The sequence below is a fragment of the Mammaliicoccus sp. P-M58 genome (genome assembly GCF_022386165.1).
Classification (GTDB): Bacteria; Bacillota; Bacilli; order Staphylococcales; family Staphylococcaceae; genus Mammaliicoccus; species Mammaliicoccus sciuri.
The window spans coordinates 100442-117310 of sequence record NZ_JAJNJI010000004.1 but is presented as its reverse complement, the minus strand read 5'-3'; the positions used below and the strand labels follow the sequence as shown (position 1 = coordinate 117310).

General features: G+C 30.2%; 16 protein-coding genes and 1 pseudogene. 10 read left to right on the top strand and 7 right to left on the bottom strand.

The annotated features are described in order from the left end of the window. The first annotated feature begins 81 nt into the window (after positions 1 to 81). The 3 genes from recA (at position 82) to LQ694_RS05770 (ending at position 4285) form a co-directional block, all read left to right on the top strand. Positions 82 to 1095, top strand: a complete 1014-nt coding sequence (gene recA, locus LQ694_RS05780) for a recombinase RecA (protein ID WP_049319417.1) — start codon at positions 82 to 84, stop codon at positions 1093 to 1095. A gap of 217 nt (positions 1096 to 1312) precedes the next feature. Then, positions 1313 to 2872, top strand: a complete 1560-nt coding sequence (rny, locus tag LQ694_RS05775) for a ribonuclease Y (RefSeq protein WP_239771850.1) — start codon at positions 1313 to 1315, stop codon at positions 2870 to 2872. 177 nt (positions 2873 to 3049) lie between these two features. After that, positions 3050 to 4285, top strand: a complete 1236-nt coding sequence (locus LQ694_RS05770) for a Fic family protein (protein WP_231493043.1) — start codon at positions 3050 to 3052, stop codon at positions 4283 to 4285. A 285-nt stretch (positions 4286 to 4570) separates the two neighbouring features. Here LQ694_RS05770 and LQ694_RS05765 read toward each other — a convergent pair whose 3' ends face one another. Together LQ694_RS05765 and LQ694_RS05760 are read right to left on the bottom strand one after the other, a co-directional pair. Further along, the gene (locus LQ694_RS05765) at positions 4571 to 5404 is read right to left on the bottom strand and encodes an alpha/beta fold hydrolase (RefSeq protein ID WP_058611057.1); all 834 of its coding nucleotides are present in this window, start codon (positions 5402 to 5404) and stop codon (positions 4571 to 4573) included. A gap of 16 nt (positions 5405 to 5420) precedes the next feature. Beyond that, positions 5421 to 6421, bottom strand: a pseudogene (locus LQ694_RS05760) (amidohydrolase family protein). Positions 6422 to 6894: 473 nt separating this feature from the next. On the opposite strand from LQ694_RS05760, the gene LQ694_RS05755 reads away from it, so the two are divergent. Further along, complete coding sequence (locus LQ694_RS05755) at positions 6895 to 7380, top strand: GNAT family N-acetyltransferase (protein ID WP_058611055.1); 486 nt, start codon at positions 6895 to 6897, stop codon at positions 7378 to 7380. Between the two features lie 58 nt (positions 7381 to 7438). Here the strand turns inward: LQ694_RS05755 and LQ694_RS05750 are convergent, their stop codons facing one another. Further along, positions 7439 to 8353, bottom strand: coding sequence for a DMT family transporter (locus LQ694_RS05750; RefSeq protein WP_070368930.1), 915 nt, complete (start codon positions 8351 to 8353; stop codon positions 7439 to 7441). 106 nt (positions 8354 to 8459) lie between these two features. Between LQ694_RS05750 and LQ694_RS05745 the strand changes: the two genes are divergently transcribed. The 3 genes from LQ694_RS05745 (at position 8460) to LQ694_RS05735 (ending at position 10969) form a co-directional block, all read left to right on the top strand. Further along, positions 8460 to 9338 carry an AraC family transcriptional regulator gene (locus LQ694_RS05745; protein WP_218696600.1) on the top strand — a complete coding sequence of 293 codons (879 nt, stop codon included), beginning with the start codon at positions 8460 to 8462 and terminating at the stop codon, positions 9336 to 9338. 75 nt (positions 9339 to 9413) lie between these two features. Next, positions 9414 to 10211 (top strand): Cof-type HAD-IIB family hydrolase, encoded by a 798-nt coding sequence (locus LQ694_RS05740; RefSeq protein ID WP_218696599.1) that lies wholly within the window; start codon positions 9414 to 9416, stop codon positions 10209 to 10211. 23 nt (positions 10212 to 10234) lie between these two features. Further along, entirely contained in the window at positions 10235 to 10969 is a 735-nt protein-coding gene (locus LQ694_RS05735) for a class I SAM-dependent methyltransferase (RefSeq protein WP_218696598.1), read from the top strand. A 72-nt stretch (positions 10970 to 11041) separates the two neighbouring features. On the opposite strand, the gene LQ694_RS05730 is transcribed toward LQ694_RS05735, so the two are convergent. Genes LQ694_RS05730 through LQ694_RS05720 form a run of 3 tightly spaced genes read right to left on the bottom strand, consistent with a single transcriptional unit; the run spans position 11042 to position 12349 of the window. Beyond that, positions 11042 to 11569 carry a GNAT family N-acetyltransferase gene (locus tag LQ694_RS05730; RefSeq protein WP_218696597.1) on the bottom strand — a complete coding sequence of 176 codons (528 nt, stop codon included), beginning with the start codon at positions 11567 to 11569 and terminating at the stop codon, positions 11042 to 11044. Positions 11570 to 11625: 56 nt separating this feature from the next. Then, complete coding sequence (locus LQ694_RS05725; protein WP_065381131.1) at positions 11626 to 12036, bottom strand: YolD-like family protein; 411 nt, start codon at positions 12034 to 12036, stop codon at positions 11626 to 11628. Continuing rightward, positions 12023 to 12349, bottom strand: coding sequence for a hypothetical protein (locus LQ694_RS05720; RefSeq protein WP_058611048.1), 327 nt, complete (start codon positions 12347 to 12349; stop codon positions 12023 to 12025). Before LQ694_RS05720 ends, LQ694_RS05725 begins: the two co-directional genes overlap by 14 nt. 168 nt (positions 12350 to 12517) lie before the next feature. Between LQ694_RS05720 and LQ694_RS05715 the strand changes: the two genes are divergently transcribed. Continuing rightward, positions 12518 to 13021, top strand: a complete 504-nt coding sequence (locus LQ694_RS05715) for a Rossmann-fold NAD(P)-binding domain-containing protein (protein ID WP_218696595.1) — start codon at positions 12518 to 12520, stop codon at positions 13019 to 13021. A gap of 209 nt (positions 13022 to 13230) precedes the next feature. Then, on the top strand, positions 13231 to 15537 hold the full coding sequence (locus LQ694_RS05710; protein WP_096791369.1) for a CDP-glycerol glycerophosphotransferase family protein: 2307 nt from the start codon (positions 13231 to 13233) through the stop codon (positions 15535 to 15537). Positions 15538 to 15611: 74 nt separating this feature from the next. Here LQ694_RS05710 and LQ694_RS05705 read toward each other — a convergent pair whose 3' ends face one another. Then, positions 15612 to 15830 (bottom strand): hypothetical protein, encoded by a 219-nt coding sequence (locus LQ694_RS05705; protein ID WP_048542667.1) that lies wholly within the window; start codon positions 15828 to 15830, stop codon positions 15612 to 15614. 159 nt (positions 15831 to 15989) lie between these two features. Between LQ694_RS05705 and LQ694_RS05700 the strand changes: the two genes are divergently transcribed. Then, positions 15990 to 16781: a TIGR00282 family metallophosphoesterase gene (locus tag LQ694_RS05700; RefSeq protein ID WP_037587854.1), complete on the top strand. Its 792-nt coding sequence runs from the start codon at positions 15990 to 15992 to the stop codon at positions 16779 to 16781. Positions 16782 to 16869: the final 88 nt, after the last annotated feature.

The window sequence follows — 16869 nt, the reverse complement described above, 5'->3', positions numbered from 1 at the left end:
TAAACAAGTAAATTCATTTTATATATAGGAGGTTATCGCGTGAACGAACGTCAAAAAGCACTCGATACAGTAATTAAGAATATGGAAAAATCCTTTGGTAAAGGGGCAGTAATGAAGCTAGGGGATAATACAAGTAGAGAAGTATCAGCAGTTTCTAGTGGCTCAATCACACTTGATAAAGCATTAGGTGTTGGTGGTTACCCTAAAGGACGTATCATTGAAATATATGGTCCAGAAAGTTCTGGTAAAACAACAGTAGCTTTACACGCTATCGCTGAAGCACAAAGACAAGGTGGCGTAGCTGCTTTTATTGATGCTGAGCACGCACTAGATCCTGTTTATGCTAAAAACTTAGGCGTAGATATTGATAACCTATATTTATCACAACCAGACCATGGTGAACAAGGTTTAGAGATTGCAGAAGCATTTGTTCGTAGTGGTGCAGTTGATATTGTTATTGTTGACTCAGTAGCAGCATTAACACCTAAAGCTGAAATTGAAGGTGAAATGGGAGATACACACGTTGGTTTACAAGCAAGATTAATGAGTCAAGCTTTACGTAAATTATCAGGTGCTATTTCTAAATCAAATACAACAGCTATCTTTATCAACCAAATTCGTGAAAAAGTTGGCGTTATGTTCGGTAATCCTGAAGTTACACCAGGTGGACGTGCGTTGAAGTTCTATAGTTCTGTTCGTTTAGAAGTACGCCGTGCTGAACAATTGAAACAAGGTCAAGAAGTTGTTGGTAACCGTACTAAAATTAAAGTTGTTAAAAACAAAGTTGCGCCTCCATTCAGAGTAGCAGAAGTTGATATTATGTATGGTGAAGGTATTTCACGTGAAGGTGAATTAATCGACTTAGCAGTTGAATTTGATATTGTAGATAAATCAGGTGCTTGGTATTCATATAACGGAGAACGTATGGGTCAAGGTAAAGAAAACGTTAAGACTTACCTAAAAGAAAACCCAGCTATTATTGAAGAAATTGATGGAATCTTAAGAGATCAATTAGGCTTTAACGGTAAGAAGAAAGAAGAAGCTAAAAAAGAAGAAAAACCTAATGAGCCTGAACAAGAAACTTTATTAGACTAAATAGTATTTTGACATTAAATTAAACATTCTATAGATTACGTTTCATTGTGTAATCTATAGAATGTTTTTTTATAAAAATAGAATTAAAAATTAAAGTCCATGTCCTTGACACTTGTACAAATTTAAACGTACAATTGAGTTGTATGATTCCATAGTTTCATTTAATCATATTTTTGTATATATAAGACGTAGAACCTAGATAGAAGGAGGTGTTTATGTGGACTTATTAACCCTCTTACTCATTTTGCTAGGAGTTATTCTAGGTGTTGTTGTAGGATACTTTTTCGCACATAATAGCTTAACGAAAAAGCAAGATCAAGCTCGTCAGTCTGCTCACTATATTATAAGTGAAGCGAATAAAGAAGCTGAGAGTCTTAAGAAAGAAAAGTTGATTGAAGCTAAAGAAGAAAATCAACAAAGTAGAGATCATCTTGATAGTGAAATTAGAGAGAGAAGAAGTGACCTACAAAAGCAAGAAGCAAGATTACTTCAAAAAGAAGAAAATTTAGAGCGCAAATCTGATCTTTTAGACAAAAAAGATGAAATTCTAGAAAACAAAGAAGCTAAAATTGAAGAGCGACAACAACAGGTAGATGCAAAAGAGAGTAATGTTCAAGAAATAATAATGAAACATGAACAAGAACTAGAACGCATCTCCGGACTCACACGTGAAGAAGCTCGTAAAGAGCAATTCTCACAAGTAGAAGAAGAACTGTCACATGATATTGCTGTACTTGTAAAAGAAAAAGAAAGAGAACTAAAAGCAAATGTCGATAAAAAAGCTAAAGAACTGTTGTCTATTACTGTACAAAGATTAGCAGCAGATCATACTTCAGAATCGACTGTATCCGTTGTTAATTTACCAAATGATGAGATGAAAGGACGTATTATCGGTCGTGAAGGTCGTAATATTCGTACTTTAGAAACATTAACAGGTGTAGATTTAATTATAGACGATACACCAGAAGCGGTTATATTATCTGGATTTGATCCAATTCGTAGAGAAATCGCTAAGACAGCCTTAACTAATTTAGTATCTGATGGACGTATCCATCCAGGTAGAATTGAAGATATGGTTGAAAAAGCGAGAAGAGAAGTGGATGACCTAATGAGAGAATCAGGTGAACAAGCGACATTTGAATTAGGTATTCATAACTTACACCCAGAATTGGTTAAAATTTTAGGACGTATGAAATATCGTACAAGTTATGGCCAAAGTGTACTGAAACACTCAGTAGAAGTTGCACAACTTTCAGGAATGTTAGCAGCTGAACTAGGTGAAGATGTTACTTTAGCAAAACGTGCAGGTTTATTACATGATATTGGTAAAGCTATTGATCACGAAGTTGAAGGTAGCCATGTTGAAATAGGGGTAGAACTTGCAAAGAAATATCATGAACATGATACAGTCATAAATGCAATACACTCACATCATGGGGATGTAGAACCAACATCAGTTATTTCTATACTGGTAGCAGCAGCAGATGCGTTAAGTGCTGCAAGACCTGGAGCTAGACGAGAAACTTTAGAAAATTATGTGAAACGTTTAGAAAGATTAGAAGAAATATCAGAAGGTTATCAAGGTGTTGAAAAAGCATTCGCAATACAAGCAGGTAGAGAAATTAGAGTAATCGTTTCTCCTGAAGATATTGACGACTTGAAAGCACATAGAATAGCTAGAGATATTAAAGATCAAATAGAAGGCGAATTACAATATCCAGGGCATATTAAGGTGACAGTTGTCCGGGAAATGAGAGCTACTGAATACGCTAAGTAGAAGAGTTCTCAAATTTTAAAACCCTAACCGAAAACGGTTAGGGTTTTTTATATTGTTATCAAAATGACTTTTGTATTATAGCTATTGAACTAATTCTATGATTTTAGCTATTTTGAGTATATAACGAATATATCTAATGAACATATTCGGCATATATGTTAAATAGGAGTGAAATTAATGAAGTATAAACCACTTAAGTCGATTTTTCTATTATTTGGAACAGATGTTATGCAAGCAGAATATGATATGAGAATCAGACATTATTCAAGTTATTTATTAGATATAAACATTAGTCCTATGCAAGATGAGAAACAAATACTCGATATACAATATCCATTATTTTATTCAATAAATAAAAGTCTGTTTAAGCAGTATGAAAGAATTCTATTAAATTCATCTAAAATCAAACAATTATCTGCTAATCTTCCTAGAATAGCAACGAATGCATATATTAATAAGTTATTAATTAACGAATTACAAAGTACGAACGAAATTGAAAATATTAAAAGTACTAAAAAAGAAATAGCTGAAGTATTAAATAATACAAGTAAGAAAGATAAAAGATTTACAGGATTAGTCACTCAGTATTTAATGATGAAATTTGGAGAACTTGATCTAAATTCTGTTGCAGATTTTAGGAAAATATACGATGAAATTGTTTCTGATGAAATCAAAAAAGATGAACATCCTGACGGTAAGATGTTTAGAGCTAGTAGTATAGGTGTATTTGATCATTCTAAAAATAAATGGGTTCATAGAAATGAATATAGTGAATCTATAGTGATAGAATTATTAACAAAGCTTATAGATTATATAAAAAGTCATGAATCACCTGAACTTATTAAAATTTTGGCAAGTCATTATATTTTTGAATATATACATCCATTTTATGATGGGAATGGGCGTATTGGTAGATATATAATAGCTAGAAAATTAAACGATTTATTAGACCCATATACAGCACTTTCATTTTCGTATTCTGTAAATAATAACAAGTCTAAATATTATAAAGCTTTTGCTGATACTTCAAATTATTTCAATAAAGGTGAATTAACTAATTTTATTGATGATATGTTGAGTATTTTAATCGAAGGACAAGAAAATATAATTGACAATTTTGAAGAGAATATAAACATTATCAATAAAATACAACTAGCATTACAAAACAAACATTATGATAAGTATGAATATAAAATATTATATATTTTGTTACAAGATAAAGTATTTGGTAGTAAATATTCAAGAATTACTTTGAAAGAACTACAAACAGCTTCAGGTTATTCCAGAGGAAAGATTAATAATGTTATTTCTAGCCATGAAGAAAAATTAATCAAAATTAAAAGTAAACCTGTTATATATGAAATTAGTGATCAATTTATGTATAGTTTACTATCTGAGAATATTAGTGAGTAAAAATCCCTTATGATTAATTTACTATAATTGTTAATTAGGAGTGGTAAAAATGGTTGATCTGTTAAAACAGTTGATATCTTTTCTTATGGATATTTTCTCTGTATGGAGTGGTTCACCTAAACTAAATATTAGTTTTACTAAAAGAAAAAAAGTAAAGAAATAGCTTATGTTTAAGTATTTTCATGAGTAAATAAATATATAAACTCAATCACACTTTGTACAAAAAAACATCGCATGCCATTAGTTAACGAGTGACATGCGATGTTTTGTTTTACATATTAAATTTTATAACCACATTTTTGTTAAAGTGTCTGCAAATCCTTCTGGTTTTTGAACGTAACCTAAGTGTCCACCTGGTATGTCGACGATTTTAATACCTGTTTGTTCTTCTATATAGAAGTTTACCTCTTGTGGGAATGAACCTACTGAATCTGTACCGTTTAATAATGTGACAATATCTTTATGTTTTGATAAATCTTCTAATGTAATATCAGAATGTGTATATTGTCTGATTTCATAATTTGCCCAGAAAATCATACGTTCATATTGTGCTTTTTGTGCTTCGTCGTCTTCTGAAACGGGTTTAGACATGTCTTTAGCATCAATTGCTGAAATGTTTAATGTTTCTCCAAATGTTTGCATGCCTTTTTGTAATCCTTCAGATGCAATTTGTTCTACGATTTGATCATTTTTTTCTTTCCAATATTGACTATCTGGAAGGAAAGTATTGATTGGTGGTTCATGGAATGCAATTTGTTTAACAACTTCTGGATAATCTTTTAATACGTGCATCGTAACGATAGAACCTGAGCTTGAACCTAAAATATATACTGGCTCATCACTTAAATGTTTCGCAAGTTCTGCAACATCTTGTGCGTCTCGTTTAACACGATAGTCATCGTCTGGATTTTGTGCACGTTCTGGAAGTGGCTCTGTTAATTCACTATGTCCATAATCTCTTCTATCTACAGCTACAACTGTAAATCGATCTTTCAATTGTTCAGCTAAAGGTAAGAATATATCTCCAGTACCGTTAGCACCTGGAACAAGTATTAAAACAGGTCCTTCTCCAACTTTATAGTAATTTAAATTTGCGCCTTGTAATTTTAATGTATTCATTATATTGCCTCCATTTTTAAAGTTTTAATAGTTTTTGTGCATTTTTAAAACTAATCTTTTCTTTTTCCTCAGTTGTTAAATCTAATTCATCTAAGAATGTGCCTAATTCTTCCGGTTGAATATAAGGATAATCTGCAGAATATAATATATGATCAACTCCAACAGCATTTTTAACCATTTCAAATTGAGGTTTAGTTAACATGCCGCTTGGTGTAATAAAGAAATTATTTTTAAAGTAGTGACTAGGTTTATGTTTTAATTTTGGTGCATAAATGGTTTCATCCATTCTTTCATAGAAGAATGGTGTGAATTCTCCCCAATGTCCGATAATCATTTTTAAGTTTGGGTATTTATCCATAATACCACTTAAAATAATACGCATTGCATGGACACCGACATCAACATGCCAACCATAACCAAAACAAGCAAATGATCCAGCAGTTGCATCTGAATATTGATCACTTTGATAATAAGCTTGATATGCTTCGTCACTTATTGGTGCTGGATGTAAATAAATAGGTACATCTAAAGCTTCTGCAGTTTCAAAAATGGTATGAAATTCAGGACTATCCAAAAACTTACCATTTGGACGACCAAAGATGAGCGCACCTTTAAAGTTGAGTTCATTCACACATCTTTTAAATTCTTCAGCAGCTGCTTCTGGTTCATTAATAGGCAATGTAGCAAATCCTAGAAAACGATCTGGATATTGATCAATATATTTTTTTAAAGTGTCATTTGTATAACGGCATAATTCAATTGCTTTATCACCAGATAGTAGGGAAGGAGAGCCATTACCATAAGATAAGACTTGCATTTGTACATTTTGTTCATCCATAAACTTAATGCGTTGATCATGTTGATTAATTTCATCTTCATTCGTAAAGCCAGTTTGGTGTTCAAGTGCTTCTAACATTGCTTTTAATGGCACACCGTTTTCTGATGGTTGAATAATTTGCTCATTTGTTCTTGAACTTCTTTTAATACAAAATGTTCTTCAAAATTGATACTTTTCATTGATAGAACTCCTTTAAAAATTGATTAATTGAAATATAATTTGTTTATATTACCAAGGCATTATACCGATAACAATGTGTCAGCAGATTTAACTGATTGATCGGCTGTTATATCTACGTGAACATAATCAACATCAATATCCACTGCTGCTTTTTTACCACGTGATTCATCACGAGTACCAATATATACTTTACAACCTTGATCTTTCTATACGCGAGCTATTTCAAAATCTAAACCTTTATTACCGTCTGTAATAATTAAATTTCCCTATTTTCTGTTAAAAATTCATAATTTTTAGTCGTAAGTGCATTTAGTAAGATATCTACTTTGAATGTAATGAATTGTTTATTTAATAATATTATGTTAACAAATTTTGTTGTTAAATAATTGTACAGTCGTGTCAGTTATACTCACATAAATTTGTGTCATCGTATTCCTTATGTATACTAAATATAATTGAGGAGGATCGAAAGATGATTAGATTAGTTAAAGAAGAAGATTTAAAAGAAATCTTATATATTTATAATGATGCAATTAAGAATACAACAGCTGTATACACATATGATGAAACAACATTAGAAGAACGTCATAAATGGTTTAATACTAAAGTGGAAAATAACCAACCTGTTATTGTGTATGAAGTGGATGGCCAAGTTGCTGGTTTTGCAACATACGGATCTTTCAGAGATTGGCCAGCATATCAATATACAATTGAACATTCTATTTATGTAAATCCAGATTTCAGGAGACAAGGTATTGCTTCAAAATTATTATTAGAAATTATTGATTTAGCAAAGAAAAATGGCTATAAAACGATTGTTGCAGGAATTGATGGTGATAATCAAGGCAGTATTGATTTACATAAAAAATTAGGGTTTAAATATAGTGGTAAAATTGAAAAAGTAGGATATAAATTTGATAAGTGGTTAGATTTAGACTTTTATCAAATATTTTTATAAATGTTATACAACCATACTGAGACAATAATTTTTGTTTGAGTATGGTTGTTTTTAATTTTTAAATTTCAGAAGTATTTCCTTTTTTTAATGATATTGTGAGTATTAATACTAATATCAACAATATCCCTAATATTTGAAAAGGTAAAAATGCGACATTTAACCAAATAGCACTGCTTAATATTGCGATTACAGGTTCAATTGTTCCGAAAAATGCGGTTTCTTTAGCACTTAAATAATTCAAACTAGAAATAAAGAAATAGAATGCGATTGTTGTACCTGCAATAATGCCAAATAAGAGATAAAAAATAGTTTGGCCATTTAATAGTTGAATATCAATATCCCAAATAGGCGCTTTAAAATTGATAAATATGCCAGATATGAGCATTGACCAACCAACGACGAGAACTGACGGATATTTTTTTAATAAATTGCCAACATAAATCGTATAAAAAGCTAATGATAAACCAGATATAATGCCCCAAGTAATACTACTTTTAACAACCATTAAGTTGTAAATACTCCCGTTAGTTAATAATAAAAAAGAACCGGCGATTGTTAAAATAATGGCTATTAAATCAAATGCTTTAAAAGTGTCTTTTTTTCTTAAGACATACCAAATAATGATATAGACTGGCGCTATATATTGTAAAAGCGTCGCTACTGCTGCATTACCGTAATTGATGGATGCCATGTATGAGTATTGAACGAGAAACATGCCAAAAATTGAAAATAGCAACAACTGAATGATACTTGTCTTATCTTTAAATATACTAAACAAGCTATGTTGTTTGTGCGTTAATTTAAACAAGCATAATAGTAATACACCACTTATAAGCAGTCTTGCTGTTACATACCAATTCATATCAATATGTTGATGTTGAAATAAATAATCAGAAACTGTACCACCTAGTCCCCAAAAGCTTGCTCCAACTATTGCTAAAGTTATACCTTTAATGCGATTATACTTGTCCATATGTTTCACCTTCATTTTATAATTATATATTGATTATAGTGATTTAAAACATGATATAATACATAAATATTGTGTAATAATATCAAAATATTGAGGTGAATGTTGATTGTATACTGAAATTATTGTTGAAGAAACAAGAGAAGAATTAATTCAATATCCTTATAAAAATTGGCATCACATTATTTTACATACTGTTTTAAACAAAACGTTATATGGTTACATCCCCATTCATTGGCACAGTGCTTTGCAATATGTTTATGTCATTAATGGTGAACTTAAAGTTGGAATAGGTGAAGAGTTGATACATATTCCAAAAGGGCACGGGTTATTTATCAATTCTCAAGTTGTTCATGAAATAAATGAAAGTGTGTCTGATACAGAATATTTTTGTTGGAATATTGATCTTGCTGATATGTATAAACAGATAGAGATGGAATATTTAACGCAAGTATTAGAATTAGCACATAAAATACCTTATATATATTTGTCACCGAATCTCTCTGAACATCAAATGTTGATTAATATCATTAAAGAAGCGGGTGATAAATTTGATGAAAAAGAACAACATTTTAAACTAGATATTTCAATTTGCTATTATGAGTCATTGAAACATTTGATAAATATCATGTCGCAAATTGAAACAGACGCACATTACTATTTTGATCAACGTATCAAAACATTGATTAAGTATATACAAGATCATTACCAATCTAAAATAACTTTGAATGATTTAAGTGAGAATATCCATATGAGTAAATCTGAGACTGTTCGACTGTTTAGTAAATATGTTCATCAAACGCCATTTCAATATATCTTAAATTATAGATTAGAAAAAAGTGTGAGTATGTTAAATAAACATACAGATAAGTCGATTACAGATATTTCTTACGCATGTGGCTTTTCAACAACGAGTTATTTTATACAAAAGTTTAAAGAAAGGTATGGCCAAACACCAAAACAATTTCTTAAACAAATAAAAAAGTAAACGCTTCCTATTGAAAAACTATAATTATATCGATACAATATAATTGAACAGTTATAAAGTAAAGGGGATGATTAGATGGATATAAAATTAGTCGTCACAGATATGGATGGTACTTTTTTAGATGGGAATAGCGAGTTTGATAGAGAAGCGTTTGGCATATTAAAAGAAAATTTAGATTCACACAATATTAGATTTGTGTTCTGTACGGGGAAACAATGTGAAAGAGTTGAAAATATTGTAGGTGATTTAACGAAAGATACATTTATCATTGGAGATAGTGCAACACGTATAAAATATAACGGTGAATTTCTTTACACAGCAATGATACAAAATGAACTAGGATTAAATATTATTGATGCTTTAACAAAAATAGATCCAGAGCAAACAATTATTGCATGTACGGAAGATGTAGCATATGTTCTAGATACTGTTTCTGAAGAAGAAAGAAAATTTGTACACGGGTCATATCAAAATGTTACATATATTAAAGACTTCACAGAAATTAAAAGTGATTTCTTGAAAATTACAGTTCATGACGCTTCAGGTAAATGTAAACAAACAGCACAACAAATTGATTACTTTAATAATGAAGCTTATATTATTGCATCTGAAGATTACTGGATTGATATTACGAAATTAGGTGTTAATAAAGGAACGACTATTCATAAAATACAAAGTATATTAAATATTGATCCCGCTGAAACAATTGCTTTTGGTGACGGACTTAATGATATAGATTTATTCAAATCAGCTAAATATAAAGTAGCAATGGATAACGCTTATCCAGAATTGAAGAAAGAGGCAAATCTCATCGCTATCAATCATAACGATAGTGGCGTTATTAAAACATTAAATTTATTGCTTACATTCTGATATCATAAGTATGAGGTGATAATATGAAACCGGAGAATCAATATGATGATCAAGTATTTTTTGATCAATATGCTAAAATGGCGAGAAGTCAGCACGGCTTGGAAGGTGCAGGAGAATGGGAAACATTACAAAGCAATTTACCTGATTTTAAAAATAAAAAAGTATTGGATTTAGGTTGTGGTTATGGTTGGCATTGTAAATATGCTGTTCAGCAAGGAGCTAAAGAAGTAATTGGCATTGATGCTTCTAAAAAGATGATAGAGAAGGCAGAAGCGGTCAATCATGATTCTAAAATAACCTATTTGGTTGATTTCATTGATGAGTATTCTATGGAACCTAATACTTATGACGTAATATTAAGTTCATTAGTGATTCATTATATAGAAGATATTGAGTCACTGTTTAAAAAAGTATCAAAAGCATTATCACATAATGGAGAATTTATATTTTCAGTAGAGCATCCTATATTTACGGCACATGGTTCTCAAGACTGGATTTATAAAGATGGAGAAATTGAGCATTTTCCTGTTGATCATTATTTTGTTGAAGGGGAAAGAAATACACATTTCTTAGGTAGCGAAATAAAAAAATATCATCATACATTAACTTCATATTTTGCAGCGCTTAAAAATAATCAATTTGTCATTGAAAATATTGTTGAGCCAATACCACCACAACATATGATGAATATAGATGGTATGAAAGATGAATTGAGAAGACCTATGATGATCATATTTAAAGCGAAGAAGATAAACTAAATGTAATATAGTAATAATAAGAGTGGGATAGAAATCTAATTTATATAAAAAGATTTCTGTCCCGCTTTTTAGTTATGCTTCAAAATCCAAATAATAATAAATATCAAATTTACCTTTTTGTTGTGTGAATTGATATGATTTGGTATTTAATCCACCAATTTCAAAGCCATACTTTAAATAAAAGCGATTAGCATTTAAATTATTGTCTTGAGCTATCGTATAAATCCCTTTTATTCCTTCATCTTTTGCTAATTCTATCGCTGCATTTAACAATGTTGATGCAACATTTTGACCACGGTAAGAAGAAGAGACTTTTAAATCACTTAAATACAAATATTGATTCCAATCCTTTTCAAAAATACCTAAACCAATACATTTGTTATCATCAAATGCACCTATTGCAAAACCTTTCTGATCAATTGAATCAAGCTGATAATTTTCATCAGGAAAAATCATAGTATCAGAATCCGTTAACACTTCATGATATTGCCATACATCAGCAGTTCTCGTAACGACAAGTTTACCGAACAATTCGAATGGTTCATTAGGTAATTTAAGTGCATGTTCATTATTTTTAGTAATACGTTCAATCGTTATCATAAATTATGCCACCCCCATTTACATATCATAGCATAAGCGAAGAAAATGGTTTTAGACTATTCAATACTAACAATACAATCCATGCTCAATCGTACTTTCTTATCCTCTGCAATAACTTCTAATTTTTTATGTTCACTATCAAATTTATTAATTTCACATGCTATTTCTTTAAAATAACCATCTTCCCAATATTTAATAAGTGCTTGTGGATTATAAAATATTTTCTCTGCTAATACGTTATTCAAATCATTTAATGCAGTTTCTTCTAATATAGGTTTTTCTACTTTTGTTTGATCGGCTATAAACTGTTTAATCATTTCATATTGCTGAGGCATTGTTGCAAATGGTGCCCATTTAATCATGCCTCTTCCTTTAGGAATATTACGCTGTAGATAATGATTAGGAATTTTGCGATAATCTGTCTCATATTTATAAGGTTCTGGTAAGTCAGGATTAATAATTTTCATATACAAGCTCCTTATTCATTTTATTTAAGCAATGAATCGCGTTATTCAAAGAAACGATCATCGTATTTCGTTGTGTTGAAGATGTATAAACATCACGATAAATGACGCGTAAAATCTTTAAATATCCCGTAAATAAAATGAACTTCTCAGTTCGATAATCAAATGATTGTAGGTAACGTTCAACTTTGTTTATTTCTTTATAAATGACTTCACCATTTAAAAATAGCGCCGTATCATTAGTCGGTTCAACGCTATCTAACATATAAATGTAAGTTTCAAATTTATGAATCATTAAGTTAATATACTTATTCATCACAAACACCTCCCGTAGAATCTTTTCTTCATTATACGAACAAGTGTTCGCTTTTGTAAAGTGAAAAGTGAGAGATAAATTTGACTAAATAAATGAAAATCTATTGAAAGCTTGTGTTATATCAAGCATACTTAAGAAAAAATTTTAAAATTAAAGTAGGTGAATAAAGTGACAATTGTGATTGCTGGTGGATCTGGTATGTTGATGGATGCAACGAAATGGATTAAAGAACATTTTGATGTTGATATTTGGCTACTTTCTAGAAATCAAAATAAATACTCAGAGGACTTACTTCATTCGAAAAATATACATTTTAAACAATATGATTATGAAAATGATAATGCGCTGATTGATGAGAATATACGAGATGTTAATATTATGGTGAATTGGGTGCATAGTAATGGCTATTTCAATCATCTCAAGTTCATTGAGAAACATATAATTGTGGATAAGCATGCTGAACCAATTTATGTTCACGTCGTCGGTACAAATAAATATGATGATGCTGACTTTATTAATGGGCTTAAGAATAAAGGCTTTAATGTATTCACAGTAAAATTGGGTCATCGAATAAATGTAGATGGAACTAAACTTTGGCTTAATCATGAAGAAATTTCAAAGGGTGTAATTCAAGCTATACAATTCAAAAAAGATATATTAGTAAGTGATTGATGAGTAAAAGAGCGTGAATTTAATATTGTAATATATAAGGTAATATAAAAATAGATTATCCTTTCTTTTTATATTCAATACAATTAATTATTTCCAACAAATAATTCTGTTTAAAATAATTAAAAATTGTGGAATAAGTATATAAGGAGTGTTAATATGAATGAAAATTTAATTATAAGATAAAAACAATTACAAAGGGGCGAGATTGAATGAAAATTAAAATTTTAGGGTTCAATCTTTTTGCTAAAGGTGGAACATCAAGAAGTAATATCAATTTGATTAAATCGTTTATTAAAGCTAATCATGAAGTTGTTTATTATAATTTTAAAACTTTTGATAAGACAGCGAAATTTAATACTATGATTAATGAACAATTATTTGATAAGCATTTAAGTTTCGAAAAATTTAGAACAAGTGAAGATTTTGTAAATACAGATCTCGTTATACTAACGAGAGAAACCTTCTTTTATTTAGCAAGAGAAATAAAATCCATCAATCCAAATGCAATGGTCGTAGGGGAGATTCATGGGCCATTAGCATATATTGATGATAATCAAGATTTAGCTTTTGATGCGATTGATGCTTATAGAGTGAGTTCTATTGATATTAAGCGTGATTTCATCGAACGTTATGGAAAAGAGAATGTCTTTAATCAATATGTCGATGCGTCACATATTATCGCGAATGAAGAACCTAGTGTGACACGAAGAAATTTATTAATCAAAGCGAGATTTGAAGATAATATAAAGGATATTTCATATGTTATAAAAATGATGAATCGCATCATTAATGTTAAGGGATATGATGATATACATTTATATATTAAGGGGTATGGACCATCCGAAATATTATATAAAAATTTAATTCATTATTATCAACTAGAAGAACATGTTCATATGAATGAACGTGAACCTAAAAATTATATTTATATATCATCTTCTCCATATGAAACATTAGGCTATTCTATATTAGAATCTATAGCTGAAGGTAATAAAACGTTTATTTATGCTGGAAAAGATGGCGTACTCAAACGTATATATGAACCGTATCATGCAGTACAATTTTTAGAGAAAGATATCCATGAAGATAGTGATCGTTTAATTGAGTTTATTGATGATAAATATACAAAGGAAGAAAGAGCTGAAGATGTAGCATTATTGAATGCAACATTTATTGATAGAGACTATGCTTCTGATTTTATTGAAGCATCTAAAGCATGTATGGATGGTTTAAAAATAGGATCAGGAAGTAAGGAGAAAGTTACACAAAAAGTCCGCAAAAAATCAAAGCTAGATTATGGCAGAGATTTGTATGAACAATATAAGACTAAACCAGTTATTAGAACAGTATTAAATAATGAGAGAGTCTTTAATTTTGCAAAAAAGAAATACGAAAAAAGGAAAATGGATAAGCTTAAACAGCAATACGACGCCATTACACCTTCGGAAAATAAAGTGTTCATAGAGTCGTTTCATGGGAACAACTTTAGTGGAGATCCGAAATATATCGCACTATATATTAAAGAACACTTTCCTGAAAAAGAAGTGTATGTAAGTTCTAGAAATGCATTAGTAGATATGGAAATTAGAAATCACAATTTAATTCCTGTAAGGTTTGGTAGTAATATTTATAATCAAACATTTAGGTCGTGCAAATATATTGTGGTGAACGGCAATACTTTAGATAGGGTATTTAAACATAAAGATCAAATATTTGTACAAACATGGCATGGCTTTCCTCTTAAAAGAATGTTGAATGATTTAGAAGACAAAACTGAAAGGAATGCTCAAGTAGCAGCATTTAAACCAAGAATGAAGAAGTGGGATTACTTATTAACTTCTTCAGCAGTAAATACAATGTTACTAGAGTCATCATTTAATATTCAACCAGAGCAAGACTTACAAATACTTCAACTCGGTGCACCGAGAAATGAATATTTAATGAATCATGATGAAACAGAGAAAGAACGTGTGCTTACGAAATATTTCTTTACTAAAAGTAACGATAAAAAATATGTTTTGTTCTGTCCGACATGGAGAAAAGAAAAAAGAGCACTATTGTCAAAAATCAATTTAAACATCTTATTAGAACAATTACCTGAAGAATATGAAGTTATTGTTAAACTACATCCTAATGAATCACATTTGAGAGTAACATATAGTGAATTAAGTGATCGAATTCATTGTTTTTATAATGAACTTGTAGACATTCAAGAACTATATTTAATTTCAGATGCCATGATTACAGATTATTCATCTACGATATTTGATTATGCACATTTAAATAAACCCATTTTCTTATTGCAAGAAGATACAGAAGTTTACTCAGAACAAATAGGCTTTTACTTTGATATATTCGAACTTGTCACGATAGAAATTGCGAGTAATGATGAACGCATACTGGCCAGACAATTACTAGAAAATAAACAACCAGATTATCAAAATATAACAGACCAACTATTACAAGATGACAAAATAGGTACCACTGAAAATATCGTGAATTATATATTTAAGTAAGTATTCTACAAACCAAAAACCATCGCTACATAATCTATAGCGATGGTTTTTGATATTAGTATTTTATAATAAATTTAACGTGTTAAGTTCAGTTCTAAATCTAATGCTTCTTTTAAAATGTTGGATGTTTCTTGTGAATTTACACCACAACTGCCATATTTTTCAGCGAGTTTGAATGCTGTAACGTATAGTTCTAAACTGTCTTTCGCGATATCTTCTGCATTTTCTTCTACGGATGGATTTGCTCTAACCACTAATTCTGCAAATTTTTCTGGTTGGATTTCAATTCCCATGTTTAAATAAACACTCCTATTAGATTTTGTAACGTTACTAAACATATGTGTTTATATAACGCTCGTATTATGTATACCCTAATAAAAAATTAATAATCATGTCTTTTAAAATTTTTTATTTTGAATTAGAATATAGAGTGAATAGAGAGGATGTCAATATTGAGAATTTTATTTATAGGTGATATTGTAGGCAAACTAGGAAGAGAACAGTTAGAAACATATTTACCAAAAATTAAAGCAAGTTACAAACCAACATTTACGATTGTGAATGCAGAAAATGCTGCACATGGTAAAGGTTTAACAGAGAAAATTTATAAAGATATTTTAAGAATGGGTGCCGACTTTTTAACGATGGGTAATCATACTTATGGTCAAAGAGAAATATATGACTTTATTGGTCAAGCGAATAGAATGGTTCGTCCAGCGAATTTCCCTGAAGAAGCACCAGGTCTTGGCATGAGAATTATTAGAGTTAATGATAAAGATATCGCAATCATTAACTTACAAGGTCGTTCATTTATGCCAGCAATAGACTGCCCATTCAAAAAAGCAGATGAACTTATAGAACAAGCTTCAAAAATAACGCCGTATATATTTGTCGATTTTCATGCTGAAACAACTTCAGAGAAAAACGCAATGGGATGGTATTTGAATGGTAGAGTAAGTGCCATGGTTGGTACACATACGCATATTCAAACATCTGATGAGCGCGTGTTAAATGAAGGTACTGCTTATATTACTGACGTAGGTATGACAGGTTATTATGACGGCATATTAGGTATTAATAAAGATGAAGTTATAGAAAGATTTATAACAAGTTTACCGCAACGTCATAACTTACCTGATGAAGGTAGAAAAGTATTGTCAGGTGTTATTATTGACCTTGATAGTGCAGGTAAAGCTAAAAAAATACAACGTATATTAATTAATGACGATCATCCATTTGAATAGTATCGTCCATTAGACTGATTTTTATTAAAACCCTTTAATTTCATAGGATTAAAAGGGTTTTTTTGTTATGATATAACATGAGATATTA

What these genes read in the sequence shown, in the direction of transcription:
- recA (WP_049319417.1), top strand. Translation starts at nt 82, where the DNA reads ATGGAAAAATCCTTTGGTAAAGGGGCAGTAATGAAGCTAGGGGATAAT.
- LQ694_RS05770 (WP_231493043.1), top strand. Translation starts at nt 3,050, where the DNA reads ATGAAGTATAAACCACTTAAGTCGATTTTTCTATTATTTGGAACAGAT.
- LQ694_RS05765 (WP_058611057.1), bottom strand. Translation starts at nt 5,404, where the DNA reads ATGAATACATTAAAATTACAAGGCGCAAATTTAAATTACTATAAAGTT.
- LQ694_RS05755 (WP_058611055.1), top strand. Translation starts at nt 6,895, where the DNA reads ATGATTAGATTAGTTAAAGAAGAAGATTTAAAAGAAATCTTATATATT.
- LQ694_RS05750 (WP_070368930.1), bottom strand. Translation starts at nt 8,353, where the DNA reads ATGGACAAGTATAATCGCATTAAAGGTATAACTTTAGCAATAGTTGGA.
- LQ694_RS05740 (WP_218696599.1), top strand. Translation starts at nt 9,414, where the DNA reads ATGGATATAAAATTAGTCGTCACAGATATGGATGGTACTTTTTTAGAT.
- LQ694_RS05735 (WP_218696598.1), top strand. Translation starts at nt 10,235, where the DNA reads ATGAAACCGGAGAATCAATATGATGATCAAGTATTTTTTGATCAATAT.
- LQ694_RS05730 (WP_218696597.1), bottom strand. Translation starts at nt 11,569, where the DNA reads ATGATAACGATTGAACGTATTACTAAAAATAATGAACATGCACTTAAA.
- LQ694_RS05725 (WP_065381131.1), bottom strand. Translation starts at nt 12,036, where the DNA reads ATGAAAATTATTAATCCTGACTTACCAGAACCTTATAAATATGAGACA.
- LQ694_RS05720 (WP_058611048.1), bottom strand. Translation starts at nt 12,349, where the DNA reads ATGAATAAGTATATTAACTTAATGATTCATAAATTTGAAACTTACATT.
- LQ694_RS05710 (WP_096791369.1), top strand. Translation starts at nt 13,231, where the DNA reads ATGAAAATTAAAATTTTAGGGTTCAATCTTTTTGCTAAAGGTGGAACA.
- LQ694_RS05705 (WP_048542667.1), bottom strand. Translation starts at nt 15,830, where the DNA reads ATGGGAATTGAAATCCAACCAGAAAAATTTGCAGAATTAGTGGTTAGA.